Here is a 26,481-nt window from a genome sequence, read left to right as displayed (position 1 = left end):
GGCGGCGCCTCAGCCGCCAGGCTTCTCCCCGCCGCCGAGCAGCGTGGCCCAGACCGGGTCCTTGAGCTTGCCCAGGAAGGCGGTGTGGGCGGCGATCTCCGCCTCGCTCGGCACGACCGGGCGCGGCGCGCGCGCCACCGGCGCGGCATCGAGCTCGATCGCCGCCGGCGCCGCCACGCGCGGGGCCGAGGCCAAGGCGAGGTCCGGCTGCTTGCCGCCCATCAGCTCCAGATAGACCTGCGCCAGCAGCTGCACGTCGAGCAGCGCGTTGTGCGCGGTACGCATGGAGTTGTCGATGCCGTAGCGGCGGCAGAGCGCGTCCAGGCTGTTGGGCAGGCCGGGGAAGCGCTTCTTGGCCAGCACCAGCGTGTCCACCATGCGCGCCCGGTCGATCACGGGGTGGCCGGCCTTCTTCAGCTCGAAATCGAGGAAGGCGAAGTCGAACGGGGCGTTGTGCGCCACGACCGGGTCGTCGCCCAGGAACGCCAGCAGGGCGGGGGCGATCTCGGCGAATTTCGGCTTGTCCCGCAGCATGTCCCAGGTGAAGCCGTGCACCTTGGCGGCTTCCTCCGGCACCTCCCGCTCGGGGTCGATGAGCTGGTGGTAGAAGAGGCCGGTGGGGACGAGGTTGACCAGCTCCACCGCCGCCACCTCCAGCACGCGGTCGCCGGTGGCGGGGTCGAAGCCGGTGGTCTCGGTGTCGAGCACCAGGGCACGGCTCATCGGTCGTTCTCCAGCAGGCGGCGGATGGCCCGGCGCGCATGGCCGCGCGACAGGCCGGTGCGGATGACATGGTCGGCGCGCCGGCGCTTCTCGGCATCCGGCGTCTGGCGGGCGAGGATGGCGTCCAGGCGCTCCGGCGTCATGCCGCCGCGGGCCAGCACACGGGCGCGCTGCACGGCGGCGGGGGCGGAGACAACCACCACCGCGTCGCACCGCGCCTCGCCGCCGGTCTCGAACAGCAGCGGGATGTCGAGCACCACGAGGCGCCGCCCGGCGCGGCGGGCGCGGGCCAGGAAGCGCCGCTCCTCCGCCCGCACCAGCGGGTGGACGATGCCCTCCAGCCGGCGCAGCGCGGCGCGGTCGGCCAGCACCACACGGCGTAGCGCCTCGCGGTCCACCGCGCCGTCGCGCACCGTGCCGGGGAAGGCCTCGCCGATCGGCCCCACGGCCCGGCCGCCGCGCCCCTGGAGGCGATGCACGGCGGCATCGGCATCGAACACCGGCACCCCGAGCCGCCGGAAGGTGGCGGCGGCGGTGGACTTGCCCATGCCGATGCCGCCCGTCAGGCCCCAGATCTTCACGAAGCCACCTTCATGCGGGGTGGCGCGGGATGTCGGCGGCGACGAAGTCGCGCAGCGCCCGGTCCACCACCGGCTCCACCCCGAACCAGGCGGCGAAGCCGGGCCGCGCCTGGTGCAGCAGCATCCCCAGCCCGTCGACGCCGCGCAGGCCGCGGGCGCGGGCGGCGGCCAGCAACGGCGTCTCCAGCGGCACATAGACGGCATCGGCCACCACCGCATGGGCGGGGAGGGGGGCGAGGTCGATCTCCAGCGGCGGCTGGCCGGCCATGCCGAGGCTGGTGGAATTGACCAGCAGCGCCGCGCCCTCCAGCGGCGGCGCCTCGGCCACCGCGACGGGGCCACCCAGCGCCCCGGCCAGCGCCTCGGCGCGCGCCCGGTTTCGGTTGACCAGGGTCAGGCGCGGGCAGCCGGCGTCGAGCAGGGCGGCGGCGATGGCGCGCGCCGCGCCGCCGGCGCCGAGCAGCACCGCCGGGCCATCCGCCGCCCGCCAGCCCGGGGCCTGCTCCCGCACGCTCTCCAGGAAGCCGTAGCCATCGGTGTTGGAGCCCTCGATGCGGCCCTCGCGGAACACCAGCGTGTTCACCGCCCCGGCGCGGCGGGCGCTCTCCGCCACCGAATCGCACAGGGCGAAGGCCGCCTCCTTGTGCGGGATGGTGACGTTGGCGCCCTGGAAGCCGAGCGAGACCAGGGCGCGCACGGCCTGCGCGAAGTCTTCCGGCCGCACCTGGAGCGGGATGTAGGTGCCGTCGATGCCGTGCTGCCGCAGCCAGTGGCCATGCAGCCGGGGGGAGCGCGAATGCGAGGCCGGCCAGCCCAGCACGCCGGCCAGCCTGGCCTTGCCGGTGAGGATCGTCATGCGCCCATGAATCGGGCGTGGCGGCGGCTTGGTCAATGGGCCGCCGCCACGCCCCCTGGCATTCCGCGCCCGGCAATGCCACCACTTGGGGCGACGAAACGGCACACACGGAGCATTCCATGGCGCGTGGCTTGAAGGTCGCGGTCCAGATGGACCCGATCCAGGGGATCAACATCGACGGCGACAGCACCTTCGTGCTGATGCTGGAGGCGCAGGCGCGGGGCCACCAGCTCTGGCACTACCATGTGAAGGACCTGACGCTGGCCTCGGGCCGCGTGCTGGCGCGGATGCAGCCGGTCGAGGTGCGGCGGGAGAAGGGCAACCACTACACGCTGGGCGAGGCGGCGGAGCACGACCTCTCCACCATGGATGTGGTGCTGATGCGGCAGGACCCGCCCTTCGACATGGCCTACATCACGGCCACGCACATCCTGGAGCACATCCACCCCAAGACCCTGGTGGTGAACGACCCGGTGCATGTCCGCAACGCGCCGGAGAAGCTGTTCGTGATGCAGTTCCCGGAGCTGATGCCGGACACCATCATCACGCACGACCCGCTGGAGGTGCGGAAGTTCCGCCAGAAGCATGGCGACATCATCGTCAAGCCGCTGTTCGGCAATGGCGGGGCGGGCGTGTTCCACCTGCGCCCCGAGGATGGCAACCTCAACTCCCTGCTGGAGATCTTCGCCGAGCGCTCGCGCGAGCCGCTGATGATCCAGCAATACCTGCCGGCCGTGCGGCTGGGCGACAAGCGCATCATCCTGGTGGATGGCGTGCCGATGGGCGCCATCAACCGCGTGCCGGCCGAGGGAGAGAGCCGCAGCAACATGCATGTGGGCGGCCGCCCCGAGGCGGTGGCGCTGACCGAGCGGGACAAGGAGATCTGCGCCCGCATCGGCCCCGCCCTGAAGGAGCGCGGCCTGATCTTCGTCGGCATCGACGTGATCGGCGACTATCTGACCGAGATCAACGTCACCTCGCCGACAGGCCTGCAGGAGCTGGCCCGCTTCGACGGCGTGCACCTGGAGAAGGCGATCTGGGACGCCATCGAGGCCAAGCGCTGAGACTCGAAGCAAAAAGATAGGGGTCCGGGGGAATTCCTTCCCCCGGCCTTTTTTCGGTGCTCAGACCAGCCGTATCAGCAGCAGGCTGACCAGCCCCAGCGCCAGCAGCGAGAGCATCACGGTGGCGGTAACCCGCCCGCCGGCCTTGGCCACCATCCGCACATCGACGCCGAGCCCCAGCGCCGCCATGGCCAGCAGCGTCAGCACGCCTGTCAGGGTGGCGAGCGGCGCCAGCAGCGCCTGCGGGATCAGCCCCAGCGCACGCAGCGCCATCAGCCCCAGGAAGCCCAGGATGAACCAGGGCACCAGCTTGGCCAGGCCCAGCTTTTGACCACCCGGCTTCTTCCCCTCCCGCTGCCCGGCGAGCAGGGAGAGGCCCAGCACCACCGGCCCCAGCATCAGCACCCGCACCAGCTTGACCAGCGTGCCGAGCTGCACGGCGAGCGCCCCCACCGGCGCCGTGGCCGCCAGCACCTGCGGCACCGCATAGACGGTGAGGCCCGCCAGCACGCCGTATTGCAGCTCGCTCAGCCCCAGCACCGGCACCAGCAGCGGCAGCGACAACACCACTCCGACGCCGAGCACCGCCGTGAAGGCGATGGCGCTGGCCACGTCCTTGGCCTGGGCGCCGATCACCGGCGCCACGGCGGCGATGGCCGAGTTCCCGCAGATGGAGTTGCCGCAGGCCACCAGCATGGCCATGCGCTTCGGCAGGCCGAGCAGCCGCCCGAGGCCGTAGCTGAAGGCAATGGCCAGCAGCACCACCACGCCGATGCCCAGGATCAGCGCCGGCCCCGCCGCCAGCATGGCGGTGACGCTGAGCGAGGCGCCGAGCAGCATCACCGCCACCTCCAGCAGCGTCTTGGCGCTGAGGCCGATGCCGGGGGCGAAGCGGGCGGGCGGCACCCACAGGCTGCGCAGCGTGGTGCCGATGAGGATGGCCAGCACCAGCGAATCCAGCCAGGCCCGGCCGAGGAAATGCGCCTGCGCCTGCGACAGCAGCGCGGCCGCACCGCCGACGACGGCGCAGAGCAGCACGCCCGGCGCCATGCGCCGCAGCCAGGCCAGGGCGGGATGCCCGGTATTCTTGTCCGGAGAGGCGGCGAGGGCAGGAGGAACAGGCGGCATGACAGAACCGTGGCGTTTGGGTGACGCCCATCCTGCCGCGCGCCGTATCATCGATCCAACGCGTTGTTCTTGTCATTCCGTTCGATAAAATCGAACGGTTGCCCTTGGGAGACCCCGCGTGACCCTGGAACAGCTCCGCATCTTCCTGGCGGTGGCCGAGCGCGAGCATGTCACCCGCGCCGCGGCGGCGCTGCACCTGACGCAATCGGCGGTGAGCGCCGCCATCCGCGCGCTGGAGGGGCGGCATGGCATCGCCCTGTTCCACCGCATCGGCCGGCGTATCGAACTGACCACGGAGGGGCGCATCTTCCGCACCGAGGCCGCCGCCGTGCTGGCTCGCGCCGAGGCGGCGGAGCTGGTGCTCTCCGAGCTGGGCGGCACGCTGCGCGGCACGCTGCGGGTGCAGGCCAGCCAGACGGTGGCCAGCTACTGGCTGCCGCCGCTGCTGGTGCGCTTCCACGCCGCCTGCCCGGGCGTGACGGTGGAGGTGGGCGCCGGCAACACCACCAGCGTGGTGGAGGCGGTGCTGCGCGGCGAGGCGGAGCTCGGCTTCGTGGAAGGCGAGGTGGCCGAGCCGGCCCTGCGCCAGGCGGTGCTGGCGCGCGACCAGCTCGTCATCGTGGTGGGGCCGCGGCATCCCTGGGCGCGGGCCAAATCGCTCCGCCTCGCCGACCTGCCGCAAAGCCGCTGGGTGATGCGGGAGGCCGGCTCCGGCACCCGTGCCGCCTTCGAGGAGCTGCTGCGCGGCGCCGGGCTGCCGCCCGAGGCGCTCTCGGTGATCCTGGAACTGCCCTCGAACGAGGCGGTGCTGGCGGCGGTGGAGGCCGATGGCGGCGCCACGGTGGTGTCCGAGCGGGCGGCGGGGCCGCATCTGGCCGCCGGCCTGCTGGTGCGGGCGCCCATCGTCCTGCCGCCGCGCAGCTTCAAGGCGCTGCGGCACCGGGAGCGCTATTCCAGCCGCGCCTCACGGGCGCTGCTGGCCCTCGCGGGCGCGGTCGAGGCCGCTCAGTAGAGGCGCTTGTTGGGCCCGTAGGGCATCACCAGCTCGTTCTTGCCCACCATGTTGAGCAGGGCGCGGGCGCGCTCGTCGAGCTGGTCGCGGTCGATGCGGTCGCCGCGCAGGCCGGCGACGCGGCGCTCCATGGCGTCACGCTCGCTCTCGGCCTGGGCCAGGGTGATGCGCGCGGTCTCGATCTCGGCCGCCTTCGCCTCGCGCGCCAGCGAACCCACGCGGGGCCCGTGCACCGCGTACCACGCGAAATGCCAGATCAGCCCCGCGAAGATCAGCGGCAGCCACAGAACCTGGATTGTCCGCTTGATGGCCCGCATCGATCCCACTCCGCACACCGCACTGCAAGAAGGATTAACGGCAGGTGAAAGGTGACGTGCAAGAGGAGGATAGCGGCCGCTCCTGGTTTCGCGCGGCAGCGTGGCGCGGCGGCCACGAAAAAGCGAGGAGGCAAGGGCCGGGGGCGGCTGCGCCCCCGGCGTCCCGGCCGCGCCTCAGCGCTTCAGGATGGAACGGCCGGCATAGCGCGCGGCCGGGCCGAGGCCCTGCTCGATGCGGATGAGCTGGTTGTACTTGGCCAGCCGGTCCGAGCGGGAGAGCGAGCCGGTCTTGATCTGGCCGCAGTTGGTGGCCACGGCGAGGTCGGCGATGGTGCTGTCCTCCGTCTCGCCCGAGCGGTGCGACATGACGGCCGTGTAGCCGGCGCGGTGCGCCATCTCGACCGCTTCCAGCGTCTCGGTCAGCGAGCCGATCTGGTTCACCTTCACCAGGATCGAGTTGCCGGTCTTGCGCTCGATGCCCTGGCGCAGCCGCTCGGGGTTGGTGACGAACAGGTCGTCGCCGACGAGCTGCACCGTGCCGCCCAGGCGGTCGGTCAGCAGCTTCCAGCCCTCCCAGTCATCCTCGGCGCAGCCATCCTCGATGGAGATGATGGGGAACTTGGCGCAGAGGTTCGCCAGGTAGTCCACCATGCCGGCGGCGTCGAGCTTCTTGCCCTCGCCCTCCATGTCGTAGACGCCGCCCTTGAAGAACTCGGTGGAGGCGCAGTCGAGGGCGAACATGATGTCCTCGCCGACGCGGTGGCCGGCGGCCTCGCAGGCCTTGGCGATGAAGCCCAGCGCCTCATCGGCCGACTTCAGGTCCGGCGCGAAGCCGCCCTCGTCGCCCACATTGGTGTTGTGGCCGGCATCGTGCAGCGCCTTCTTCAGGCTCATGAACACCTCGGAGCCGATGCGCGCGGCCTCGGCGGAGGAGCCGGCGGCGACCGGCATGATCATGAATTCCTGGATGTCGATCGGGTTGTCCGCGTGCTGGCCGCCATTGATGATGTTCATCATCGGCACCGGCAGGGTGCGGGCGAAGACGCCGCCGACATAGCGGTAGAGCGGCACGCCGTAATGCTCGGCAGACGCCTTGGCGGTGGCGAGCGACACGGCGAGGATGGCGTTGGCGCCGAGACGCGACTTGTTCGGCGTGCCGTCGAGCGCGATCATCGTCTCGTCGATCTTGACCTGCTCGGTGGCGTCCATGCCGGAGAGCGCGTCGAAGATCTCGCCCTCGACATTGGCGACCGCCTTCTGCACGCCCTTGCCGTGGAAGCGGGCCTTGTCGCCGTCGCGCAGCTCGACGGCCTCATGCGCGCCGGTGGAGGCGCCCGAGGGGACGGCGGCGCGGCCGATGGCCCCGCTGTCCAGCACGACATCGACCTCGACGGTGGGGTTGCCGCGCGAATCGAGGATCTCGCGGGCGATGATGTCGGCAATGGCGGTCATTCCGGGTCCCTCTGGATATGTCGGACGGGGTAAGTCGGACCCTGCGCGGATAGGATAGTGGGGCGGTGAGGGCAAGGGGCGCGGCCACCCACGATTCCGTATCCGCCCTGCCATATCCGGCCGGGACGCTCCCGCGTCAGCCGGCGCGGCTGGACGGCGCGGGAGGGGCGGTGGCGAGGCTGGCGCCGCGCTTGGCGGCGTACATGGAGTCATCCGCATGGCGCAGCAGCGCCGCGGCATCCGTGCCGTGCTCGGGATAGAGGGCGGCGCCGAGGCTGGCGCCGACCGAGAGGCGGTGCTCGCGATAGGTCATGGGCTGGGTGATCAGCGCCAGGATGCGGTCCGCCACGCCGCGCCAGAGGCTGCCCGTCGGCACCGACAGCAGCACCACGAACTCGTCGCCGCCGAGCCGCGCCACCGTGTCGGTCGGGCGCAGCGCGCCGCGCAGGCGCAGCGCCACCTGCCGCAGCACAACGTCGCCCGCCTCGTGCCCGAGCGTGTCGTTGATGGCCTTGAACCGGTCGAGGTCGATGAAGAGCAGCGCCAGGCGCGTCTGGTCCTGCTTCGCGGTCTCCAGCGCCTCCTTCAGCCGCTGTTCCAGCAGCAGGCGGTTGGGCAGGCCGGTCAGCGCGTCATGCGTCGCCTCATGCGCCAGCCGCGCCGCGATCTCGGCGGTCCTGTCGGAATGCCGGGCCATGCCGAGCAGCAGCCAGCGCACCACCAGGGTCAGCGCCACGCCGCTCAGCAGCACGGCGACCGGCAGCGGCGCCAGATGCGGCAGGGTGGCCGGCCGGCTGACCTCCACCACCCAGATGCGCCCGGCCATGGTCAGCGGCGCCTCCAGCCGCTGCGGCGCGCCGAGGAGGCTGGCCGGCGGGGCATTGGCCAGCTGGCTGTCGAACAGAAGCGCCGCCTGGCCTTGTCCCTCCCGCGCGTCGCCGCGGTCCTCGACGCGGATGCGGTAGCCTTTCAGATGCTCCTCCAGCAGGGAGGAGAGCAGGTCCGTGGTCCGGAACACGCCGCTTACCTGGCCAAGGAAGGCGGCGCGCCGCTGCGCCTCCGTCCAGAGCGGCGCATCGCGCCGGTACACCGCGTGGCGGATGACGAAGCCCGCGGCGCCCTGCAGCAGGGTGAGGGGCGGGGAGGCGATCGGCTCGCCCGTGTCGCGCGTGCGCTCCATGGCGCGGCGGCGGCTGGGCTCGGCGGTGTTGTCGTGGCCGAAGGCGGCCTCGTTGCCGGCCATCGGCTCGTTGTAGAGAACCGGGATGTAGAAGTCCCGCTCGCCGGCCGGGTGGATGGCGTAGTCCGGATAGCCATGCGGGTCGAGGCTGGTATCGGCCCGCACCTGGGCCTCGAAGGCAGCCTTCTCGGCAGCCGGCACCAGGGGCGCGTACTGGATGGCGATCACGCCCGGGAAGCGCTCCGGCAGGTGCAGGCTGTTGAAATGCTCGCGGAACTCGGCGCGGCTGACATGCCGGTGCACGCTGAACAGGCCGCGGAAGCCGGCCACCAGGTCCAGCGCCCGCAGCATCCGCTCCTCCACCAGGCGGGTGATGTGCTGGCTGGCCTGCTGGAAGCTGCGGCTGGCCTCCTCGTCGGTCCGGCGGGCGGTCATGTGCCAGGCCAGGAGCGACAGCACGAGGCCGCAGGCGAGCACGAACATGGCGGATTGCCGCAGGAGCGGCGCACGCCTGTTCAACGCCGTAGTGGCAACACCCATTCCTGCCCGTGCCTTCGCCCGCTCCTCCGCTCCAGACGGCACCAGCGCCATCCCCGGGAGGGATGGCGCCAGTCTCGGCTCTTGTTATTTCATTACCGTTAAAGGGCCGGAGGAAGGCCGCCGCGGCGGGGCGGGCTCAGACCAGCCGCGCCTGCTTCACCGCAGCGCCGACGAATCCGGCGAAGAGCGGGTGCGGCTGGAAGGGCTTCGACTTCAGCTCCGGGTGGTACTGCACGCCGATGAACCACGGGTGGTCCGGATACTCGACGATCTCCGGCAGCAGCCCGTCCGGCGAGAGGCCGGAGAAGCGCAGCCCCGCCGCCTCCAGCCGCTCGCGGTAGCCGATGTTCACCTCGTAGCGGTGGCGGTGGCGCTCCTCGATCTGCGCCTGGCCATAGACCTGCCGCACCAGCGAACCCTCGGTGAGGGCAGCCGGATAGGCGCCGAGGCGCATGGTGCCGCCGAGGTCGCCCTCGGCATGGCGCTTCTCCCGCTCATTGCCGCGCAGCCACTCGGTGAGCAGGCCGACCACCGGCTCCTCGCTGGGGCCGAACTCGGTGGAGGAGGCCTTGTCCAGCCCGACCAGGTTCCGTGCCGCCTCGATCACCGCCATCTGCATGCCGAAGCAGATGCCGAGGAAGGGAATCTTCCGCTCGCGGGCGAAGCGCACCGCCTCGATCTTGCCCTCCGCGCCGCGCTCGCCGAAGCCGCCTGGCACCAGGATGCCATGCACGCCGGAGAGCCGCTCCACCGCGTTCGGCGTCTCGAAGATCTGGCTGTCCACCCAGTCCAGCTTCACCTTCACGCCGTGCTGGATGCCGCCATGGGCCAGCGCCTCGGCCAGCGACTTGTAGGCGTCGAGCAGGGTGATGTACTTGCCCACCACCGCAATCTTCACCTCGCCCTCCGGGTTATCGAGCCGGTGGACGATGCGCTGCCAGTTGGACAGGTCCGGCTCGCCGTAGATCGACAGGCCGAAATGGCGCAGCACCTCGCGGTCCAGCCCCTCGGCGTGATACTGCAACGGCACGGCGTAGATGCTGGAGGCGTCGAGCGCCGGGATCACGCTCTCCGGCCGCACGTTGCAGAACAGCGCGATCTTGCGGCGCTCATTCTCCGGGATCGGGCGGTCGCAGCGGCAGAGCAGGATCTGCGGCTGGATGCCGAGGCCGAGCAGCTCCTTCACCGAGTGCTGGGTCGGCTTGGTCTTCAGCTCGCCGGCGGAGGGGATGTAGGGCACCAGGGTGAGGTGCATGAACAGGCTGCGCTGCGGCCCCAGCTCGTTGTGCAGCTGGCGCAGCGCCTCCAGGAAGGGCAGGCTCTCGATGTCGCCCACCGTGCCGCCGACCTCGACCAGCACGAAGTCCAGCCCGTCCGTGTCGGCCTTGGCGGCTTCCTTGATGGCGTCGGTGATGTGCGGGATGACCTGCACGGTGCCGCCCAGGTAGTCGCCGCGCCGCTCCTTGGCGATCACGTCGGCATAGATGCGGCCCGAGGTGAAGGAATCCCCCCTGGTCGCGTGCACGCCGGTGAAGCGCTCGTAGTGGCCGAGGTCGAGATCGGCCTCGGCGCCGTCGTCGGTGACGAACACCTCGCCGTGCTGATACGGGCTCATCGTGCCCGGATCGACGTTGAGGTAGGGGTCGAGCTTGCGAATGCGGACCTTGTAGCCCCGCGCCTGCAGGAGCGCGCCGAGGCTTGCCGCCGCGATGCCCTTGCCGAGAGAGGAAACCACGCCGCCGGTGATGAATACGAACCGCGTCATGGGCGACCTTTCTAACGCGCCGCGCGGCCGCCGGGAACCCGGCGGCACGGCAAGGCTGATGTTTCCACAATGCAAGGGTCCGGCCGGACCCCCGGTTCGGGCGCCGCCGCCAGGGCAGGGCTCCCATAAAAGCGGTTCGGGCGCCGGGGGGGTCCCCCGGCGCCCGATTCGGCGGATCAGTTGGTCGGCACGGAGGCCGGGGGCGGCGCCGCCGGCGGCTGGGCCGGGGCGGGCTGCGCCGCGTTGGGCTGGAGCGGCTGCTCGCCGGTGGCGACGGGCGGCGGCGGCGCGTCCAGGATGGCGCCGCGCCGGGCCTCGCCACGGCCGAGCAGCGCCATGGCCAGCGCCAGCACCATGAACAGGGTGGCCAGCACGCCGGTGGTGCGGGTCAGCAGGTTGGCGGTGCCGCGGCCGCTCATGAACGACCCCATGCCCTGCGAGGAGCCGATGCCGAGCCCGCCGCCCTCGCTGCGCTGCAGCAGGACGACGCCGATCAGCGCGAGGGTCACGAACAGATGCAGGACGAGCAGGACGGTCATCATGGCGGTGCGCTCTTAGCCGCGTTCCGCGGGCGGCGCCAGCGGCAAGGTGGCCCGCCGCCCCGCTTTGGCGGTGAAAGATGCCGCGCCCCCCGGCTGCGGGGACGCCGCGGCAGGGTCATTCCCGCAGCGAGGCCGGGTCGGGGATATCGAGGCGGAAGGTCGGGCCCTCCCAGCATGGCTCGCCGCCGAGCTTCTGGCTCAGCGCCAGGATCAGCCGCATGCCGAGTCCGTCGCTCTCCGCCGGGTTGAAACCGGGCGGCATGCCGCCGCCCTCGTCCGTCACCTCCAGGCGCAGCCCGCCGGTGGCGTCGTCGCGCAGGCAGCGGATGGAGACGGCACCGGCGCCATACTTGGCGGCATTGGTCACCACCTCGGTGACGATGAGGCCGATGGTGATGGCCTCATCGGCCGGGCATTCATGCGCATCGGCCAGCACCCGTATGGAGCGGCCGGAGTCGCGCAGCCCGGCCGAGCGCTCCAGGTCGCTGCACAGCCCGCCGAGATAGTCGCCCAGCTCCACAGAGCCGATGCGGTCGGACCGGTAGAGCCGGTCATGCACCAGGGCGATGGTGGAGACGCGCTGCGCCGCCTCCTCCAGCGCCTCCCGCGCACCGCCGGTCGAGAGGCGGGCCTGCAGGGAGAGGAGGGAGCGGGTGACGGTCAGGCTGTTCTTCACCCGGTGGTCCACCTCCCGCATCAGCAGGTCCTTCTCGCGCAGCAGGGCGTCGCGCGCGGCCACCGCCTCCTCCGCCTCGCGGGCGCGGGCGGCGGCCAGCTCGGCCAGACGCTGCATCTCGCGCTCCCGCAGCTCGCGGTCCAGCGCCAGGCCCAGCGTGTTGGCCAGGGCCTGGAGGAAGTTCACGTCGCGCGGGGTGAAGTCGCCATCGTCGCGGCTGTCCACCTCCAGCACGCCGAAGGGCTCGGCCTCGCCGCGGATGACCACGTTGACGGCGCGGCGGATCCCGTGCTCGGCCATCAGCGCCGGCGTGCGGAAGCGGCTCTCGCCGGCGAGGTGGTTGGAGATGACGGGGCGGCCGCTGCGGAAGGCGAAGCCGGCCGGGCTTTCCATGTCGCTGCCGATGCGCGCCGTGCCCACATTGCCCTCGCGCCAGCCCATGCCGGCCCGCAGCAGGAAGCATTGATCCTCGGGTTGGTATTCCAGCACCTTGCTGAAGCTGCCCCCCATGCCTTCGGCGGCCAGCCGCGCCGCCGTCTCCAGCAGGGGCTGCAGCCCCTCGCGCCGCAGCGCGGCAAGGCCGAGCTCCGCGATCAGCGCCTGCTGCCGCAGGCGTATGGTCAGTTCTTCGGTCGAATTCATGAAGTCACCCGGCCAGATTGCGGGATGCGCGGGGGGAGGGGGCGTTCCAGGGTGCCGCTCCGCTTCGGCTGCCGTGTCATAAGGGCGCAGGGCGGCGCGGTGAAATCCTTTTACCGCGAGCGGAACAGGCGGCGCGGCCGTGCCTAGACCGGCGCGCCCCCGGGGGCGGCGCTCCCCCGGGCCAGCTCGCCCACCAGGCCGAGGGCGGTGGCGACGCTCGCCGCCCGCACCGCATCCCGGTCGCCGGGGAAGACGCAGCGCCGGTGCAGGGTCTCCCCCCCGCGCCGGCTCGCCGCGATGTGCACCAGCCCCACCGGCTTGCCCGGCGTGGCGCCGCCCGGCCCGGCGATGCCGGTGAGCGAGACGGCGAGGTCGGCGCCGGAATCGCGCAGCGCGCCCTCCGCCATGGCGCGCGCCACCGGCTCCGACACGGCGCCATGCGTGGCCAGCATCGGCTCCGGCACGCCCAGCATCCGCGCCTTGGCGGCGTTGGAATAGGTGACGTAGCCCGCCAGCAGCGTGGCGGAGGAGCCGGGCACCGCCGTCAGCACGGCCGAGACCAGCCCGCCGGTGCAGCTCTCGGCGGTGGCGAGCGTCAGGCCGAGCGCCTGCAACTCCGCCAGCAGGGCGGCGGCGGCGGCGCGGGTGGTGGCGTCCAGCATCGTCAGAACCCTCCCTCGGGCAGGCCGAGCGCGGCGGCGGCGGCACGCAGCGCCAGGATCACGGCGGCGGCCAGGGCACCGGCGATGATGTCGTCCAGCATCACGCCCATGCTGCCCTTGCGGCGGTCCGCCCAGCCCACCGGGCCGGGCTTGGCGATGTCGAACAGGCGGAACAGCAGGAAGGCCAGGATCAGCCCCGGCGCGCCGGCGCCGAGCGGCAGCGCGGCGAGGGCGAGGCACTGGCCCGCCCCCTCATCCACCACCACCCAGCCGGGATCGGCGCGGGCCTCGGGCAGCCGCTCCACCGCCCACCAGCCGAGCAGGGCCAGCAGGGCGGCCAGCGCCAGGCAGCCCTCCGGCCCCAGCAGCGCCGCCGGCAGTACCAGGGCGGAGCCCCAGCTGCCCGGCGCCGGGCGCAGGAAGCCCACGCCGCCCATGCTGGCCACCAGACGCGGCAGCAGCCCGCCCGCCGCCAGGGCGGGGGTGGGAACGGGAAGGGGGGCGGGCGCCATCGGCTCGGACATCAGCGCGCGACGCCCACCGGCAGCCAGGGCTTCAGCGGGTGGTCGAGCGCGCCCTCGCCGGCCAGGGCGCGGTAGATGACGGCATTCTCCACCACGCGCTGGGCGTAGTTGCGGGTCTCGGAGAAGGGGATCTGCTCCATCCAGTCGATCATGTCCTGGCCGCCCGCCGCGGCGGGCGGGCGCGGGTCGCCATAGGTGACGAGCCACTCATCCACCCGGCGCGGCCCGGCATTGTAGGCCGCCGCCGCCATGGCGAGGTTGCCGAAGCGGGCGAGCTGGTCGGCCAGGTACTGCGCGCCGAGCCGCAGATTGTGCTCCGGCTGGCTGGTGAGCCAGCCGGGCTGGTGCGGCACGCCGAGCTGCCGCGCCACCAGGGTGGCGGTGCCGGGCAGCAGCTGCATCAGCCCCCGCGCATTCGCCGGGGAGAGGGCGGTGGGGTCGAAATTGCTCTCCTGCCGCGTCACCGCATAGACGAAGGCAGGCTCCACCCCGGCGCCATTCGGCGAAGCGGTGGCGGGCAGGGCGTAGGGGGTGGGCCAGCCCTCGGGCAGCAGCATCACCCCGTCGGCCCCGGCGCGGCGCGCCACCCACACGGCATGGTCCTGCCGGCCGATGCTGTTGGCCAGCCGCGCCGTCAGCACCTGCTCGGCGGCGTCCGGCGCCGTCTCCTCCAGCCGCAGCAGAAACAGGCGGGCGCGGGCGGTGTCGCCGAGGTCGGCGAGGGTCAGCACGGCCTGCACCAGCTCCTTCTCCAGGAAGGCCTCGGCGGCGCCGGGGGCGGGCTGCGGCGGGCGGGTGGAGGCGATGCGCGCGGCCAGCTGCGGCGCGGCCTCGCCCAGCGCCAGCGCGCCGAGCTGGCCGTAGAAGGCGGTGGGCAGGGCGGCGGCGGCGGCGTAGTGGCCGCGCGCCGCCTCGGCCTGCCCCTGCGCGGCGGCGGCGCGGCCACGCCAGTAATGCGCCCGGGCATTGGTGATGACGCTGTCGCTGTCCCGCCCCAGCACGGCGAAATGGCGGGCGGCGCGGGCCGGGTCCTCCAGCCGCCGCAGCGCGATGAAGCCGGCCAGGAACTCCGCCTCGTGCAGCCCCTCGCCGGCGCTCTGGCCATGCTGGGCGGCGGTGCGGTAGGCGTTGGGCACGTCGCCCAGCCGCAGCAGCTTGCGCGAGAGCACCTGCCGCTCCGTCCAGACGGCACGCGCCGCCTCGGGCGTGAGGTCACGCTGCAGGGGCTCGGCGCGCTGCCACACGGCGGCGGCCTCGCGGTCGCGCTCCTGCCGGCGGAGATAGCGGGCCAGTTCCAGCGACAGGCCGAGATCCTCGCCCGCGCGGGCCAGCGCCCCGGCCTCGGCGCCCGGCTGCTCGGCGGCCATGGCGAGGCGCAGCTCGGCGGCGAGGCGCGCCTCGGGCGGCAGCGGCGGCAGCAGCCGCGCGGCGGCGGCGCCCTGCCGCGCCCAGGCCAGGCGCTCATAGCGGGCGCGGTGGTCGGCCGGCGTCAGCACGCTGCCGAGGGCGGCCAGGAAGCCGGCCTCCGCGCCCGGGTCGGCGGGGGCGTCGCGCCAGCCTTCCTGCACCGCGCGGCGGGCGCCGGCGGCGTCGCCCTGGCGCTGCAGCGCCTCGGCATATTGCCGCACCGCCACCAGGCCGCGCGGCGGGGTGCGGGCGAAGAGGCGCAGGACCAGCGCGTCGTCGGCCAGCACCGGCAGGCTTTCCTCGCCGCGCAGCGCCAGGGTCTGCGGCAGCGGCCAGGCCGGGTTGGCGGCGATGAAGTCCGCCACCTCCTGCGCCGTGGCGAGGCCGCGCACCTGCAGCCGCAGCCAGGTGAAGATCTTCGCCGCCAGCGGGTCGGCGCCCTGGCTGGCAATGCTCTCGGCCTCGCTCCAGCGGCCGGCCTGCGCGGCCACCATGGCGGCGCGGCCGGTGGCGCGGGCGCTCTCCGTCGCCCAGGGCTGCGCTTCCGCCGTGGCGGCGAGAGGCGGCGCGAGGAAGGCCAGGGCCAGCAGCGGAGCGGCGAGCAGGCGGTGGCGGAGGGCGGGGCGGAAGCCAGGGCGGCGCGGCGCGGGGCACATGGGGCCGGACCCTAGCCGATCGGTCCCGCCTTGTCCCGCGCGGCGGAAGGGCAACCATGCGCGCGTGCCGCTTGTGTGGCGCCGCCGCCGCGCCTAGCTTCCCGCCTCTGCGGGCGCTCCGCCGCGCCACGCCGCCAGCCACTCCGGGAAGGAAAGTCTCGTCCGATGTTCAAGGGATCCCTCGTCGCGCTGATCACGCCGATGACCGAGGCCGGCGCCGTGGACGAGAAAGCCTTCCAGGATTTCGTCAACTGGCAGGTGGCTGAAGGCACCAGCGGCCTCATCCCCGTGGGCACCACCGGAGAGAGCCCGACCCTGTCGCATGAGGAGCACCACCGCGTGGTGGCGCTGTGCGTCGAGGCGGCGGGCGGGCGGGTGCCGGTGATCGCCGGCACGGGCAGCAACAGCACGGCCGAGGCGATCGAGCTGACCCGCCACGCCAAGGCGGCCGGCGCCGACGCCGCCCTGGTGGTGACGCCCTACTACAACAAGCCGACGCAGGAAGGCCTCTACCTGCACTTCACCGCCATCGCCGACGCGGTGGACCTGCCGATCATCATCTACAACATCCCGCCCCGCAGCGTGATCGACATGTCGGTCGAGACCATGGCGCGGCTGGCGAAGCACCCCAACATCATCGGCGTGAAGGACGCGACGGCGAACCTGACCCGCCCGCTGCACACCCGGCTCGCCTGCGGCACCGATTTCTGCCAGCTCTCGGGCGAGGACCACACGGCGCTCGCCTTCCGCGCCGCGGGCGGGGTGGGCTGCATCAGCGTGACGGCCAATGTGGCGCCGCGCCTCTGCGCCGAGATGCACGCCGCCTGGGAGGCCGGGCGGATCGACGAGGCCATGGCCATCCAGGACCGGCTGACGCCGCTGCACGACGCGATGTTCTGCGAGACCTCGCCCGGCCCGGTGAAGTACGCCGCCAGCCTGCTGGCCAAGTCCTCCGCCTTCTGCCGACTGCCCATGGCGCCGGTGGCCGATGCCACCCGGGCGCGCGTGAAGGCCGCCATGGTCACGGCCGGCCTGCTCAACTGAGGCGCCCGCCGCACTGAAACCGGGGCGGGGAGGGCGCCGTTCCTTCCTGCCCAACGCCTCCCCGCCGCCACCCTCCCACCCCCGGCGGGGACGAGACTGAGAGAACGATGGCCGAGCCCCGCAAGAAATCGCTGATCTCCCACGGCACCGCCGCGCAGAACCGCAAGGCGCGCTTCGACTACAAGATCGGCGACACCTACGAGGCCGGGCTGGTGCTGATGGGGCCGGAGGTGAAGTCGCTGCGCGCCGGCCGCGCCGCCATCGCCGAGGCCTGGGCCGGCGAGCGCGACGGCGAGCTGTGGCTGTTCAACTGCTACATCCCGGAATGGCAGGCGGGCAGCTTCGTCTCGCAGTTCGAGCCGCGCCGGCCGCGCAAGCTGCTGCTGAAGAAGAAGCAGATCGAGAGCCTGACCGGCGCCGTGGCGCGCGAGGGCGTGACGCTGGTGCCGCTGGAGATCCTGTTCAACGACCGCGGCATAGCCAAGGTCGTGCTCGGCCTCGGCGAGGGCAAGAACAAGGCCGACAAGCGCCACGCCATCGCCGCGCGCGACTGGCAGCGCGACAAGGCCCGGCTGATGCGCGACAAGGGCTGAACGGCTCTTCCTGGCAGGCCCTAGCCGGCGCCGCGGCCGAGCAGCGCCGCCACCCGCAGCGCGCTGGCCAGCGGCAGCTCGGGGTCTTCCCGCGCCGCGTCCAGCCGCTGCACCAGGGCGGAGAGGGCCAGCCCCTCCGCCGCCGCCATCGCCTCCAGCGCCGTCCAGAAGGCCGGCTCCAGCGCCACGCTGGTGCGGTGGCCGGCCAGGGTGAAGGAGCGCTTCTGGAGGTGGGCGCCGGTCATCGGCGGTGGCTCACCCGGCCCCGGCCAGGGTGGCGCCGGGGCTGACCATCTCCTCCGGCTTCACCCAGGCGTCGAAATCCTCGGGCTTCACATAGCCGAGCCGCTCGGCGGCGTCGCGCAGCGTCAGATTCTCGGCCAGCGCCTTCTTGCCGATTTGCACCGCCTTGTCGTAGCCGATGCGCGGGTTCAGCACCGTCACCAGCATCAGCGACTTCGCCAGGTTCTCGGCGATGCGCGGCCGGTTCGGCTCCAGCTTCTCCACCATGTTGTGGGCGAAGCTCTCGGCCGCGTCGGCCAGCAGCGTCACGGATTGCAGCGTGGCGTTGATGATGACGGGCTTGAAGACGTTCAGCTCCAGGTGCCCCTGCGCGCCGGCCACGGTGATGGCGGTGTGGTTGCCCATCACCTGCGCCGCCACCATGGTCAGCGCCTCGGACTGGGTCGGGTTGGTCTTGCCCGGCATGATGGAGGAGGACAGCCCGTCGGCGGGGATGAACAGCTCGGAGAAGCCGGAGCGCGGGCCGCTGCCCAGCAGGCGGATGTCGTTGCCGATCTTGGTGAGCGAGACGGCCAGGGTGTTCAGCACCCCCGACAGCTCGACGAAGGAATCCTCCGCCCCCATCCCCTCGAACTTGTTGGGGTTGGGCTGGAAGTCGAGCCCGGTGAGCGCGCGCACCCGCTCGCAGAAGGCGGTGTCGAAGTCAGGATGGCGGTTGAGGCCGGTACCGACGGCGGTGCCGCCCTGCGGCAGCAGGCGCAGCCGGGGCAGGGCGCCGCGCAGCCGGTCCTGGCCATGCGCCACCTGCGCGGCCCAGGCGGCGAATTCCTGGCCCAGCGTCACCGGCACCGCGTCCATCAGGTGGGTGCGGCCGACCTTGACGATGTCGCCCCATTCCGCCGCCCGCTTCTCCAGCGCCGCCCGCAGCACGCCGAGCGCCGGGATCAGCCGCTGCTCCACCGCCTCGGTGGCGGCGATGTGCATCATGGTGGGGAAGCTGTCGTTGGAGGACTGGCCGCGGTTGACGTGGTCATTGGGATGCACCGGCTTGCGGGTGCCGAGGGGCTGCCCCAGCATCTCGTTGGCGCGGTTCGAGATGACCTCGTTGGCGTTCATGTTGGTCTGGGTGCCGGAGCCGGTCTGCCAGACGGGAAGGGGGAAGTCGGCATCGCGCTCGCCCGCGGCGATCTCGGCGGCGGCGGCGATGATGGGGTCGGCGATCTCGGCCGGCAATTCGCCCAACGCCTTGTTGGCCTCGGCGGCGGCCTGCTTCTGCAGGCCCACGGCGCGGATCAGGATGCGCGGGAAGCGCTCCGTGCCGATCCGGAACAGGCGGCGGGCCCGCTCGGTCTGCGGGCCCCAGTAGCGGGCAGCCTCGATCTCGATGGTGCCGAGGCTGTCCGTCTCGGTGCGGGTCTCTGCGTGCGTCTCGGGCATGGGATGTCCCTTCCTGCGGTCCGGTTCAGGTAGGGAGCGAAGCAGACCCCGCACAGGTTGCCACGCCGCCGGATATGCCCCGCGGCGCGGTCACGGCTCACCAGCCGTAGTGGCGGCGCGGCGGGGGCGCGTAGTAGGCGACCGGCGGCGGCTCGTAATACACCACGGGCGGCGGGGGCGGCGGTGCGTAGTAAGCCACCGGCGGCGGCGCGTAATAGGCCACGGGCGGCGGCGGCGGGGCGTAGTAGTAGGCCGGCGGCGGTGCCGCCTGGGCGGTGGCGGCGCTGCCGACCAGCGCGCCCACGGCCAGGCCGCCGATGATGCCGGCCACGACCGCACCGCCATTGCCGCCACCGCGGTGGCGGTGCCAGTCCCCCGCCTGCGCGGCTGGGCTGGCGAGGCCAATGGCCGCCAGGGCGGCACCGGCAAGGAACAAGGAGCGGAACGGGGTCATGTGGGTCGCCCTCCTGGGCTCTATCCTCCCACTATAGCGCCGATTGGCGCCGGAATAAGGCGAAGCAGGGGCGCGATGATGGCGCGCCGGGCCTGCGCCCGGCGCGGGGCCGCCGCCTGCCCTCAGGCGCGGGCGCCGTAGGTGGCCAGCTCGATCAGGTTGCCATCCGGGTCCCGGCAATAGACGGAGGTGATGGGGCCGAGGGCCCCCGCCTTCGGCACAGGCCCCAACTCCACCGTCACGCCGCATTCGTGCAGGTGGGCGATGACGTCCTGCGCCGTGACGGCGACGACGAAGCAGAGATCCTGGCAGCCCGGGGCGGCGGCGGGGCCGGTGAACCACTCTTCCTGCGTCGCCGTCTCCGGGCGCAGGTTGATCTTCTGGCCGCCGAACCGCAGCGCGTTGCGGCGCTGCTCGCCGAAGGCCTCGCGGTCCATGCCCAGCACGCGCTGGTACCAGGAGGCCGTGATCTCCACATCCCGGCAGGTGATCACCAGGTGATCCAGCCGGTCCACCGCGAAACGCATGCTCAGCTTCCTCCCTCGCCGCGCGCCGGCTCATGCGGCGCCGGACGCAGCCGGGCTGTCACCTCGATCTCGATCCGCATGGCATCCGTCTGCAGCCCGGCATGGATCATGGTGGAGGCCGGGCGGGCCCGGCCCAGCCACCTCCGCGTGACGGGCCAGCAGAGCGGCCAGTCCTCCCGCCGCGGCACGATGAAGGTGGCGCGCACCACGTCGTCGAGCGTGGCGCCGGCCTGCTCCAGCGCGGCGGCGATGTTGCGGAAGGTCTGCTCGCACTGCTCCGCCACGCCCTCGGCGATGGTCATGGTGGCGTAGTCGTAGCCGGTGGTGCCGGAGACATAGACGGTGTCTCCCACCACCACGGCACGCGAGTAGCCGATCTCTTCCTCGAAGCGGCTGCCCGAGGAGATCAGGCGGCGTTCCATGCGGTACTCCTCAGCCCGTGGCGGCGGGGCAGGGTTGCGCCCGGCGGACCCGTTCCGCCTGGGCCGGGAAGCGCGCCAGCCTGTCGGCCGGGCGCACGGGGCGGGCCACCAGCTCTCCGCCGCAATTGGGGCACCGCCCGCCGAGCCGCGCCGTGGCGCAGTCCCGGCAGAAGGTGCACTCGAAGGAGCAGATCAGCGCCTGCCGCGAATCGGGCGGCAGGTCGCGGTCGCAGCATTCGCAATTGGGGCGGAGCGCCAGCATGGCCGCGCTCTTACTCCAGCCCGTCGTAGAAGTCGTTGCCCTTGTCGTCCACCACGATGAAGGCGGGGAAGTCCTCCACCTCGATGCGCCAGACGGCTTCCATGCCGAGCTCCGGGTATTCCAGCACCTCGACCTTGCGGATGCAGTCCTGCGCCAGCCGCGCCGCCGGGCCGCCGACCGAGCCCAGGTAGAAGCCGCCATGCGCCTTGCAGGCGTTGGTGACAGCCTTGGAGCGGTTGCCCTTGGCAAGCATCACCAGGCTGCCGCCGGCGGCCTGGAAGGCGGCCACGTAGCTGTCCATGCGGCCCGCCGTGGTGGGGCCGAAGGAGCCCGTGGGCAGGCCCTCGGGGGTCTTGGCCGGGCCGGCGTAGTAGACCGGGTGGTCCTTCAGGTATTGCGGCAGGCCCTCGCCACGGTCGAGCCGCTCCTGCAGCTTGGCGTGGGCGATGTCGCGCGCCACGACGATGGTGCCGGTGAGCGAAACGCGGGTCTTCACGGGATGCTTCGACAGCTCGGCGCGGATCTCGTCCATCGGCCGGTTGAGGTCGAGCTTCACCACCTCGCCACCCAGGATCTCGTCCGTGGTCTCGGGCAGGAAGCGGGCCGGGTCGTGCTCCAGCGCCTCCAGGAACACGCCCTCGGGCGTGATCTTGGCCTTGATCTGCCGGTCGGCCGAGCAGGAGACGCCGATGCCGATGGGCAGGGAGGCGCCGTGGCGGGGCAGGCGGATGACGCGCACGTCGTGGCAGAAATACTTGCCGCCGAACTGCGCGCCGATGCCCAGATTCTGCGTCAGCTTGTGGACTTCCTGCTCCAGCTCGCGGTCGCGCAGGCCGTGGCCGGACCTGTCGCCGGTGGCGGGCAGCTCGTCGAGGTAGCGGGTGGAGGCCAGCTTCACCGCCTTGAGCGTCGTCTCGGCCGAGGTGCCGCCGATGACGATGGCCAAGTGGTAGGGCGGGCAGGCGGAGGTGCCCAGCGTCTTGATCTTCTCCTCCAGGAAGGCCAGCAGCTTCGGCTTGTTCAGCACGGCGCGGGTCTGCTGGAAGAGGAAGGTCTTGTTGGCCGAGCCGCCGCCCTTGAGCACGAACATCATGTGGAACTCGTCCGCATGGTGGTCGCCGGGGGAGGCGTAGATGTCGAACTGCACGGGGAGGTTGTTGCCGGTGTTCACCTCCTCGAACATCGAGAGCGGCGCCATCTGCGAGTAGCGCAGGTTCGTCTCGGTATAGGTGCGGTGGACGCCGTAGGAGAGCGCCTCCTCCTCGTCCCCCTCGACCCAGACGCGCTGGCCCTTCTTGCCGAAGACGATGGCGGTGCCGGTGTCCTGGCACATCGGCAGCACGCCGCCGGCCGAGATGGAGGCGTTCTTCAGCAGGTCGAGCGCCACGAAGCGGTCATTGGCGCTGGCCTCGGGGTCCTTCAGGATCTTGGCGAGCTGCTCCAGGTGGCCGGGGCGGAGGAAGTGGGACACCTCCTTGCACGCCGTGAAGGCCAGCTGCTCCAGCGCCCCGGGCGAGACCTTGAGGACCTTCTTGCCCTCGACCTCGATGACCTTCACCCCCTCGATCGGCAGCTTCCGGTAGGTGGTGCGGTCCTCGCCCAGCGGCAGCATGGGGGAGTACTGGAAGCCCTTGCTGCGCTGGGAAACCGGGGTGCCCGCGTCGGTGTCGTTCAGCGGGGTGTCGGCCAGGGGGGCGGCGGGGGGAATGTTGTCAGGGGTCATCGGACGCTCCGGCAGCTCGGCAGAGGCAGGACAGCAGGGGCAGGGCGCCGCCGGACGGGCAGCGTCGCGCCGGGAGAGAGGTAGTGCAGCCCGCCGGGCAAGCCAACCGGCACGGGCCCCGAAGCGGGGCCTGCCCGTGGCGTCAGCGGGGGAGGGCGGTGCCGCTCAATCCCGGGTCGGGCGGCGGCGGAAGGCGTCGAGGCTCACCACCTGGGCAGGGCCTTCCGGCTCGGCCGGGGCAGGGGCCTCGGCCTCCGGCTGCTCCGCCATCGGAGAGGGCGCGACCTCGGCCCCGGCAGGCGCCGCCGCCTCGGCGGCCTCGGCCGAGGGAAAGCGCAGCCCCACCCGCACATGCGGGTCCCAGAAGGCGGTCAGGGCGGAGATCGGGATCACCAGCGTCGCCGGCACCCCGCCGAAGGACAGGCCGGCCGTGACGAAGCCCTGCTCCCGGTCGACCTTCAGGTCCCAGAACTGGTGCTGGAGGACGATGGTCATCTCCTCCGGGTAGCGGGCCTTGAGGTGACCGGGAATGGCGACGCCCGGCCGGTCGGTGCGGAAGGTGAGGTAGAAGTGGTGCTCACCGGGCAGGCCGTGCTCGCCCGCATGTTCCAGGGCGCGCAGCGCGACCTCGCGCATGGCGTCCTCGGTCCAGCGATCGTAAGGCAGCAGGCTTTCCGCCTGCCTGGTCTCATCCGTCATGCAGCATACCCCGGCAGACGCCCAGAAAACGCATGACCCATACCGGATGCTCCCCAGGTGCGGGAAGTGGTCCAGCGCAGGAAAGGGACGGGAGCGGCAAATCAGTGGGGGGATTCTGTTGCCCGGTTCCCCCCGGACCGCGCTTACCTATTGTTAGGCAGCGAGCGCCATGGTCTCGCGACCATTATCGTTGGCACTTGTGATTTAGCCCGATAACGGCGGTACAATGCCGGGCAAAAGACATGGCTTTACCACGCGCGTCGAGCCTGTTTCGTCCCCAGAAGCCCGCCAGACGATCCCTGGCGGCGATGCTGGTGGAGACGCCGGGCACTGCCCCCGGGTCCGCAACGCTTATTCCACATGCCGTTTATCGCCATAGTCCCCGAGGGGACGACGACGATATAGGCCGCCCCGCGGCGGAAATCGAGGGGGCGCTTCCGGAAAAGCGCCGCGCCCGCCCGTCCCACATCCCTGGCTTGTATGCCTCTGGCGTGCCGGAGGCGGCCGGCCCCGGCCGTGCTGGAACTCTGCCGGCCGGACTGTCCGGGTGGGGCGGGCCTCCGGTGGCATGAGCGCGTGAGCCAGGACCAGGGCACGGCGGGCCGGGCGATCAACATGCCGTGAAGGTCGTGCGCTTCCGCATGTGTGCCGCGCACCGGGCCCCGCAGATCGGCGCTGGTGGGATGGCCCCCTTTTGGCTAGACCCTGCGCGACCCGGAGCCCGGGGCCACCGCCCCGGGCCTCACCGCCTTTCGCGCCTTCTCCGGTTCCGCCTTCCGGCTTTCCGGCCGTGGCGGCTTCCGCACGCCCAGGATCTGAACCCATGGAACTCACCGCCGCGCAGCGTCAGGAACTCTCGGAAGCGCAGGCGGCGCGGACGGAGACGCGGCGCCCCACCGTGCCGGCCCTGGAGGCGATGCTGTTCGAGCCGCTGCCGGTGCTGGACCACGGCTTCGTCCGCGTGGTGGACTACATGGGCGACGACGCGGCGGTGGTGCAGGCGGCGCGCGTCTCCTATGGCCGCGGCACCCGCGCGGCGAACGAGGACCGTGGCCTGATCCGCTACCTGATGCGGCACTGGCACAGCACGCCCTTCGAGATGTGCGAGATCAAGTTCCATGTGAAGCTGCCGATCTTCGTGGCGCGGCAGTGGATCCGCCACCGCACCGCCAACGTGAACGAGTACTCGGCCCGCTACTCCATCATGGACCGGGAGTTCTACCTGCCCGCCCCGGCGCAGCTCGCCGCGCAGTCGGCCAGCAACCGGCAGGGGCGGGGGGATGTGCTGGAAGGGCAGGAGGCGGCCGAGGTGCTGGAGCTGCTGCGCCAGGACGCCATGCGCAACTACGACCACTACCAGGCCATGCTGAACCTCGATGAGGCCGGCAACACGCTCGACCCCGCCCGCCAGGGCCTGGCCCGCGAGCTGGCGCGCATGAACCTGACTCTGAACGCCTACACCCAGTGGTACTGGAAGACCGACCTGCACAACCTGCTGCACTTCCTGCGGCTGCGGGCCGACGCGCACGCGCAGTACGAGATCCGCGTCTATGCCGAGGCGATGCTCGCCGTGCTCGATGCCTGGGTGCCGGCGGTGGCGGAGGCGTTCCGCGACTACCGGCTCGGCGCCGTCACCCTCTCGGCGCAGATGCTCGGCGTGGTGAAGCGGCTGCTTGCGGGCGAGCCGGTGACGCAGGAGCAGAGCGGCCTCTCCAAGCGGGAATGGCGCGAGCTGATGGAGCAGCTCGGCCGCGCCGCCTGAGGCCCGCGCCATGGCCGCCGCACCCCGTGGCAGCACCGCCCGCGCGCCCCGCCGCGGCAAGGCCGCCGCGCCGCCGCGCCCCGGGCCGTGGCGGCGGCTGAAGGGCCTGCTGGGCGGCTTCTCCTGGCGCCGGTGGCTGGCGGTGTGGATCTGCGTGGCGGTGCTGCTGGTCGGCATCCCGCTGGCGCATGCCATGGTGGGCGATCTGGGCGCGCTGCTGCTGCTGACGGGCGTCGGCGGCTTCGCGCTCGGGCGCTCCACGGCGCCGCAGCGCGGCATGATGCGCGGCCAGGAGAAGGGCAGGGGCGCCGCGTCCGGCGCCCGCCGGGGATCGTGAGGACAGCCCGCAGGCCCTGGCTGCGGGGGAGGCATGGACGATGTTCTGGGTGATTCTGCTGCTGGTGCTGCTGCTGGGCTTCCCGCTGATGATGGCGCTGGCGGCCATCTCCTTCGGGCTCTGGCTGGCCTGGGCGGTGCTGGCCCTGGCCTGGGCCGTCATCACCTTCGTGGTGCATGACGCGGCCACGGCGCTGCTCGTCGTGGCCGCCCTCTGGCTCGGCTACCGGCTGGGGCGCCGCCGCCTCACTCCATGACGATGCGCGGCCCCTTCGCCGCCTCGCCCAGCTTCCGCCGCAGCCGCTGCGCGATGGCGCGGTAGCGCCCCGCCTCCTCGCTCTCCGGCCGCGCCATGACGATCGGCGTGCCGGCATCGGCCAGTTCGCGGATCTCGAGCTTCAGCGGCAGCTCGCCCAGGAACTCCACCCCCATCCGCTCGGCCTCGGCCCGCGCCCCGCCATGGCCGAAGATGTTGGCCGTGTGGCCGCAATTCGGGCAGCAGTAGTAGGACATGTTCTCGATCAGCCCGAGAACCGGCACCTTCACCTTCTCGAACATGCGCACGCCGCGCCGCGCGTCGATCAGCGCCACGTCCTGCGGGGTGGAGACGATGACGGCGCCGGCCAGCGGCACGCGCTGGCTGATGGTGAGCTGCGCGTCGCCGGTGCCGGGGGGCATGTCCACCACCATCACGTCGAGCGTGCCCCATTCCACCTGGCCCAGCATCTGCTCCAGCGCACCCATCACCATCGGCCCGCGCCAGATCATCGGCGTCTCCTCCTCGACGAGGAAGCCGATGGACATGGCCTTCAGCCCCCAGCGGGAGAGCGGGATGATGCGCCCTCCCGTGGCGCGCGGCTTCTCCCGCGTGCCGAGCATCTGCGGCAGGGAGGGGCCGTAGATGTCGGCGTCCAGCAGCCCGACCTTCAGCCCGTCCGCGGCCAGCGCCACGGCCAGGTTGACGGCGGTGGTGGACTTGCCGACGCCGCCCTTGCCCGAGGCGACGGCGATGATGGAGGTCACCTCGGGCAGCAGCATCGGCCCCTGGCCCGGGGCGGGGCGGGTGGCGCGGGCGGTGCCCGGCGCCGGAGCGGCGCCATGCGCGTGGTCATGCCCGTGCGCATGCCCATGCGCGTGCGGGGTGGTTGGCGCGGGGATGTCGCGGTGCGCCGTCAGCACGCAGGTGGCGGAGAGCACGCCGGGCACGGCGGCCGCCGCGCGCTCGGCCGCCGTGCCCGGCGTGCTCTCCGCC

The 26,481-nt window shown here is 72.3% G+C and carries 29 protein-coding genes and 1 other RNA gene; 7 read left to right on the top strand and 23 right to left on the bottom strand.

Annotation, left to right across the window (positions count from 1 at the left end):
• Positions 1 to 9: 9 nt before the first annotated feature.
• Genes dnaQ through ACFOY6_RS04140 form a run of 3 tightly spaced genes read right to left on the bottom strand, consistent with a single transcriptional unit; the run spans position 10 to position 2,160 of the window.
• The gene (dnaQ, locus tag ACFOY6_RS04150) at positions 10 to 723 is read right to left on the bottom strand and encodes a DNA polymerase III subunit epsilon (protein WP_379634905.1); all 714 of its coding nucleotides are present in this window, start codon (positions 721 to 723) and stop codon (positions 10 to 12) included.
• Positions 720 to 1,304, bottom strand: coding sequence for a dephospho-CoA kinase (coaE, locus tag ACFOY6_RS04145; protein ID WP_379634903.1), 585 nt, complete (start codon positions 1,302 to 1,304; stop codon positions 720 to 722). The genes dnaQ and coaE overlap by 4 nt, the downstream gene beginning before the upstream one ends.
• Before the next feature lie 10 nt (positions 1,305 to 1,314).
• Entirely contained in the window at positions 1,315 to 2,160 is an 846-nt protein-coding gene (locus ACFOY6_RS04140; protein WP_109515455.1) for a shikimate dehydrogenase, read from the bottom strand.
• Positions 2,161 to 2,279: 119 nt separating this feature from the next.
• On the opposite strand from ACFOY6_RS04140, the gene gshB reads away from it, so the two are divergent.
• Complete coding sequence (gene gshB / locus ACFOY6_RS04135; RefSeq protein WP_109515456.1) at positions 2,280 to 3,224, top strand: glutathione synthase; 945 nt, start codon at positions 2,280 to 2,282, stop codon at positions 3,222 to 3,224.
• A 60-nt stretch (positions 3,225 to 3,284) separates the two neighbouring features.
• On the opposite strand, the gene ACFOY6_RS04130 is transcribed toward gshB, so the two are convergent.
• Positions 3,285 to 4,352, bottom strand: coding sequence for a YeiH family protein (locus ACFOY6_RS04130; RefSeq protein WP_379649110.1), 1,068 nt, complete (start codon positions 4,350 to 4,352; stop codon positions 3,285 to 3,287).
• 118 nt (positions 4,353 to 4,470) lie between these two features.
• Between ACFOY6_RS04130 and ACFOY6_RS04125 the strand changes: the two genes are divergently transcribed.
• Complete coding sequence (locus ACFOY6_RS04125; protein WP_379649108.1) at positions 4,471 to 5,364, top strand: LysR family transcriptional regulator; 894 nt, start codon at positions 4,471 to 4,473, stop codon at positions 5,362 to 5,364.
• On the opposite strand, the gene ACFOY6_RS04120 is transcribed toward ACFOY6_RS04125, so the two are convergent.
• The 9 genes from ACFOY6_RS04120 to ACFOY6_RS04080 all read right to left on the bottom strand — a co-directional run bounded on the left by ACFOY6_RS04120 (position 5,358) and on the right by ACFOY6_RS04080 (position 15,727).
• Positions 5,358 to 5,681, bottom strand: a complete 324-nt coding sequence (locus ACFOY6_RS04120) for an FtsB family cell division protein (RefSeq protein WP_109515090.1) — start codon at positions 5,679 to 5,681, stop codon at positions 5,358 to 5,360. The two genes, ACFOY6_RS04125 and ACFOY6_RS04120, sit on opposite strands and share 7 nt — an antisense overlap.
• Positions 5,682 to 5,855: 174 nt before the next feature.
• Entirely contained in the window at positions 5,856 to 7,133 is a 1,278-nt protein-coding gene (gene eno / locus ACFOY6_RS04115) for a phosphopyruvate hydratase (RefSeq protein WP_109515091.1), read from the bottom strand.
• Positions 7,134 to 7,269: 136 nt separating this feature from the next.
• A complete protein-coding gene (locus tag ACFOY6_RS04110; protein ID WP_379649105.1) occupies positions 7,270 to 8,796 on the bottom strand; it encodes a CHASE domain-containing protein in 1,527 nt (508 codons plus the stop codon).
• Positions 8,797 to 8,989: 193 nt separating this feature from the next.
• Positions 8,990 to 10,618, bottom strand: coding sequence for a CTP synthase (locus tag ACFOY6_RS04105; protein ID WP_109515093.1), 1,629 nt, complete (start codon positions 10,616 to 10,618; stop codon positions 8,990 to 8,992).
• Between the two features lie 176 nt (positions 10,619 to 10,794).
• On the bottom strand, positions 10,795 to 11,160 hold the full coding sequence (gene secG / locus ACFOY6_RS04100; protein WP_379649103.1) for a preprotein translocase subunit SecG: 366 nt from the start codon (positions 11,158 to 11,160) through the stop codon (positions 10,795 to 10,797).
• Between the two features lie 115 nt (positions 11,161 to 11,275).
• Positions 11,276 to 12,478, bottom strand: a complete 1,203-nt coding sequence (locus ACFOY6_RS04095) for a sensor histidine kinase (RefSeq protein WP_379649101.1) — start codon at positions 12,476 to 12,478, stop codon at positions 11,276 to 11,278.
• A gap of 143 nt (positions 12,479 to 12,621) precedes the next feature.
• Complete coding sequence (locus ACFOY6_RS04090) at positions 12,622 to 13,140, bottom strand: CinA family protein (RefSeq protein WP_379649099.1); 519 nt, start codon at positions 13,138 to 13,140, stop codon at positions 12,622 to 12,624.
• 2 nt (positions 13,141 to 13,142) lie between these two features.
• The gene (locus tag ACFOY6_RS04085) at positions 13,143 to 13,664 is read right to left on the bottom strand and encodes a phosphatidylglycerophosphatase A family protein (RefSeq protein ID WP_379649097.1); all 522 of its coding nucleotides are present in this window, start codon (positions 13,662 to 13,664) and stop codon (positions 13,143 to 13,145) included.
• Complete coding sequence (locus ACFOY6_RS04080) at positions 13,664 to 15,727, bottom strand: transglycosylase SLT domain-containing protein (protein ID WP_379649095.1); 2,064 nt, start codon at positions 15,725 to 15,727, stop codon at positions 13,664 to 13,666. The genes ACFOY6_RS04085 and ACFOY6_RS04080 overlap by 1 nt, the downstream gene beginning before the upstream one ends.
• 165 nt (positions 15,728 to 15,892) lie before the next feature.
• Here ACFOY6_RS04080 and dapA point away from each other — a divergent pair, with 165 nt between their 5' ends.
• Both dapA and smpB read left to right on the top strand, forming a co-directional pair.
• A complete protein-coding gene (gene dapA / locus ACFOY6_RS04075; RefSeq protein WP_379634886.1) occupies positions 15,893 to 16,771 on the top strand; it encodes a 4-hydroxy-tetrahydrodipicolinate synthase in 879 nt (292 codons plus the stop codon).
• A 107-nt stretch (positions 16,772 to 16,878) separates the two neighbouring features.
• Positions 16,879 to 17,364 (top strand): SsrA-binding protein SmpB, encoded by a 486-nt coding sequence (gene smpB, locus ACFOY6_RS04070; protein ID WP_109515099.1) that lies wholly within the window; start codon positions 16,879 to 16,881, stop codon positions 17,362 to 17,364.
• Positions 17,365 to 17,384: 20 nt separating this feature from the next.
• Here the strand turns inward: smpB and ACFOY6_RS04065 are convergent, their stop codons facing one another.
• The 9 genes from ACFOY6_RS04065 to ssrA form a co-directional block, all read right to left on the bottom strand.
• Positions 17,385 to 17,609, bottom strand: a complete 225-nt coding sequence (locus ACFOY6_RS04065) for a ribbon-helix-helix domain-containing protein (RefSeq protein WP_379634884.1) — start codon at positions 17,607 to 17,609, stop codon at positions 17,385 to 17,387.
• Positions 17,610 to 17,619: 10 nt separating this feature from the next.
• The gene (locus ACFOY6_RS04060) at positions 17,620 to 19,044 is read right to left on the bottom strand and encodes a class II fumarate hydratase (RefSeq protein WP_379649093.1); all 1,425 of its coding nucleotides are present in this window, start codon (positions 19,042 to 19,044) and stop codon (positions 17,620 to 17,622) included.
• Between the two features lie 97 nt (positions 19,045 to 19,141).
• A complete protein-coding gene (locus ACFOY6_RS04055; RefSeq protein ID WP_109515102.1) occupies positions 19,142 to 19,498 on the bottom strand; it encodes a hypothetical protein in 357 nt (118 codons plus the stop codon).
• Between the two features lie 122 nt (positions 19,499 to 19,620).
• A complete protein-coding gene (locus ACFOY6_RS04050) occupies positions 19,621 to 20,025 on the bottom strand; it encodes a VOC family protein (RefSeq protein WP_379649091.1) in 405 nt (134 codons plus the stop codon).
• Positions 20,026 to 20,027: 2 nt separating this feature from the next.
• Positions 20,028 to 20,447 carry a RidA family protein gene (locus ACFOY6_RS04045; protein ID WP_109515104.1) on the bottom strand — a complete coding sequence of 140 codons (420 nt, stop codon included), beginning with the start codon at positions 20,445 to 20,447 and terminating at the stop codon, positions 20,028 to 20,030.
• Between the two features lie 10 nt (positions 20,448 to 20,457).
• Positions 20,458 to 20,709, bottom strand: a complete 252-nt coding sequence (locus ACFOY6_RS04040) for a DUF1272 domain-containing protein (protein ID WP_109515105.1) — start codon at positions 20,707 to 20,709, stop codon at positions 20,458 to 20,460.
• A gap of 10 nt (positions 20,710 to 20,719) precedes the next feature.
• Entirely contained in the window at positions 20,720 to 22,321 is a 1,602-nt protein-coding gene (locus ACFOY6_RS04035) for a fumarate hydratase (RefSeq protein WP_379634880.1), read from the bottom strand.
• 276 nt (positions 22,322 to 22,597) lie between these two features.
• Positions 22,598 to 23,131: an SspB family protein gene (locus ACFOY6_RS04030; RefSeq protein WP_109515106.1), complete on the bottom strand. Its 534-nt coding sequence runs from the start codon at positions 23,129 to 23,131 to the stop codon at positions 22,598 to 22,600.
• A 103-nt stretch (positions 23,132 to 23,234) separates the two neighbouring features.
• Positions 23,235 to 23,562: a transfer-messenger RNA gene (gene ssrA / locus ACFOY6_RS04025) on the bottom strand.
• 392 nt (positions 23,563 to 23,954) lie between these two features.
• On the opposite strand from ssrA, the gene thyX reads away from it, so the two are divergent.
• The 3 genes from thyX to ACFOY6_RS04010 are packed head-to-tail and all read left to right on the top strand — an operon-like array spanning position 23,955 to position 25,486.
• A complete protein-coding gene (gene thyX / locus ACFOY6_RS04020; protein ID WP_109515107.1) occupies positions 23,955 to 24,893 on the top strand; it encodes an FAD-dependent thymidylate synthase in 939 nt (312 codons plus the stop codon).
• Between the two features lie 10 nt (positions 24,894 to 24,903).
• Positions 24,904 to 25,230, top strand: a complete 327-nt coding sequence (locus ACFOY6_RS04015) for a hypothetical protein (protein WP_379634878.1) — start codon at positions 24,904 to 24,906, stop codon at positions 25,228 to 25,230.
• Positions 25,231 to 25,270: 40 nt separating this feature from the next.
• On the top strand, positions 25,271 to 25,486 hold the full coding sequence (locus tag ACFOY6_RS04010) for a hypothetical protein (protein ID WP_109515109.1): 216 nt from the start codon (positions 25,271 to 25,273) through the stop codon (positions 25,484 to 25,486).
• Here the strand turns inward: ACFOY6_RS04010 and ACFOY6_RS04005 are convergent.
• Positions 25,476 to 26,481 (bottom strand): Mrp/NBP35 family ATP-binding protein (locus ACFOY6_RS04005; RefSeq protein WP_379649088.1); only part of this gene is annotated, 1,006 nt, incomplete at its 5' end. The genes ACFOY6_RS04010 and ACFOY6_RS04005 overlap by 11 nt on opposite strands.

Origin of the sequence: Teichococcus aestuarii (assembly GCF_042651065.1) — a bacterium.
Lineage (GTDB): Bacteria > Pseudomonadota > Alphaproteobacteria > Acetobacterales > Acetobacteraceae > Pseudoroseomonas > Pseudoroseomonas aestuarii.
This window is presented reverse-complemented; position numbering and strand designations above follow the sequence as displayed.

Coding starts and splice junctions, on each gene's coding strand:
- thyX (WP_109515107.1), top strand. CDS start 23,955: ATGGAACTCACCGCCGCGCAGCGTCAGGAACTCTCGGAAGCGCAGGCG.
- ACFOY6_RS04105 (WP_109515093.1), bottom strand. CDS start 10,618: ATGACGCGGTTCGTATTCATCACCGGCGGCGTGGTTTCCTCTCTCGGC.
- secG (WP_379649103.1), bottom strand. CDS start 11,160: ATGATGACCGTCCTGCTCGTCCTGCATCTGTTCGTGACCCTCGCGCTG.
- ACFOY6_RS04120 (WP_109515090.1), bottom strand. CDS start 5,681: ATGCGGGCCATCAAGCGGACAATCCAGGTTCTGTGGCTGCCGCTGATC.
- ACFOY6_RS04050 (WP_379649091.1), bottom strand. CDS start 20,025: ATGCGTTTCGCGGTGGACCGGCTGGATCACCTGGTGATCACCTGCCGG.
- ACFOY6_RS04095 (WP_379649101.1), bottom strand. CDS start 12,478: ATGAATTCGACCGAAGAACTGACCATACGCCTGCGGCAGCAGGCGCTG.
- ACFOY6_RS04040 (WP_109515105.1), bottom strand. CDS start 20,709: ATGCTGGCGCTCCGCCCCAATTGCGAATGCTGCGACCGCGACCTGCCG.
- ACFOY6_RS04015 (WP_379634878.1), top strand. CDS start 24,904: ATGGCCGCCGCACCCCGTGGCAGCACCGCCCGCGCGCCCCGCCGCGGC.
- gshB (WP_109515456.1), top strand. CDS start 2,280: ATGGCGCGTGGCTTGAAGGTCGCGGTCCAGATGGACCCGATCCAGGGG.
- ACFOY6_RS04130 (WP_379649110.1), bottom strand. CDS start 4,352: ATGCCGCCTGTTCCTCCTGCCCTCGCCGCCTCTCCGGACAAGAATACC.
- ACFOY6_RS04010 (WP_109515109.1), top strand. CDS start 25,271: ATGTTCTGGGTGATTCTGCTGCTGGTGCTGCTGCTGGGCTTCCCGCTG.
- ACFOY6_RS04140 (WP_109515455.1), bottom strand. CDS start 2,160: ATGACGATCCTCACCGGCAAGGCCAGGCTGGCCGGCGTGCTGGGCTGG.
- ACFOY6_RS04045 (WP_109515104.1), bottom strand. CDS start 20,447: ATGGAACGCCGCCTGATCTCCTCGGGCAGCCGCTTCGAGGAAGAGATC.
- dapA (WP_379634886.1), top strand. CDS start 15,893: ATGTTCAAGGGATCCCTCGTCGCGCTGATCACGCCGATGACCGAGGCC.
- ACFOY6_RS04035 (WP_379634880.1), bottom strand. CDS start 22,321: ATGCTGCCGCTGGGCGAGGACCGCACCACCTACCGGAAGCTGCCGATC.
- ACFOY6_RS04065 (WP_379634884.1), bottom strand. CDS start 17,609: ATGACCGGCGCCCACCTCCAGAAGCGCTCCTTCACCCTGGCCGGCCAC.
- ACFOY6_RS04110 (WP_379649105.1), bottom strand. CDS start 8,796: ATGTTCGTGCTCGCCTGCGGCCTCGTGCTGTCGCTCCTGGCCTGGCAC.
- ACFOY6_RS04055 (WP_109515102.1), bottom strand. CDS start 19,498: ATGACCCCGTTCCGCTCCTTGTTCCTTGCCGGTGCCGCCCTGGCGGCC.
- ACFOY6_RS04090 (WP_379649099.1), bottom strand. CDS start 13,140: ATGCTGGACGCCACCACCCGCGCCGCCGCCGCCGCCCTGCTGGCGGAG.
- eno (WP_109515091.1), bottom strand. CDS start 7,133: ATGACCGCCATTGCCGACATCATCGCCCGCGAGATCCTCGATTCGCGC.
- ACFOY6_RS04080 (WP_379649095.1), bottom strand. CDS start 15,727: ATGTGCCCCGCGCCGCGCCGCCCTGGCTTCCGCCCCGCCCTCCGCCAC.
- ACFOY6_RS04030 (WP_109515106.1), bottom strand. CDS start 23,131: ATGACGGATGAGACCAGGCAGGCGGAAAGCCTGCTGCCTTACGATCGC.
- ACFOY6_RS04060 (WP_379649093.1), bottom strand. CDS start 19,044: ATGCCCGAGACGCACGCAGAGACCCGCACCGAGACGGACAGCCTCGGC.
- dnaQ (WP_379634905.1), bottom strand. CDS start 723: ATGAGCCGTGCCCTGGTGCTCGACACCGAGACCACCGGCTTCGACCCC.
- ACFOY6_RS04085 (WP_379649097.1), bottom strand. CDS start 13,664: ATGTCCGAGCCGATGGCGCCCGCCCCCCTTCCCGTTCCCACCCCCGCC.
- smpB (WP_109515099.1), top strand. CDS start 16,879: ATGGCCGAGCCCCGCAAGAAATCGCTGATCTCCCACGGCACCGCCGCG.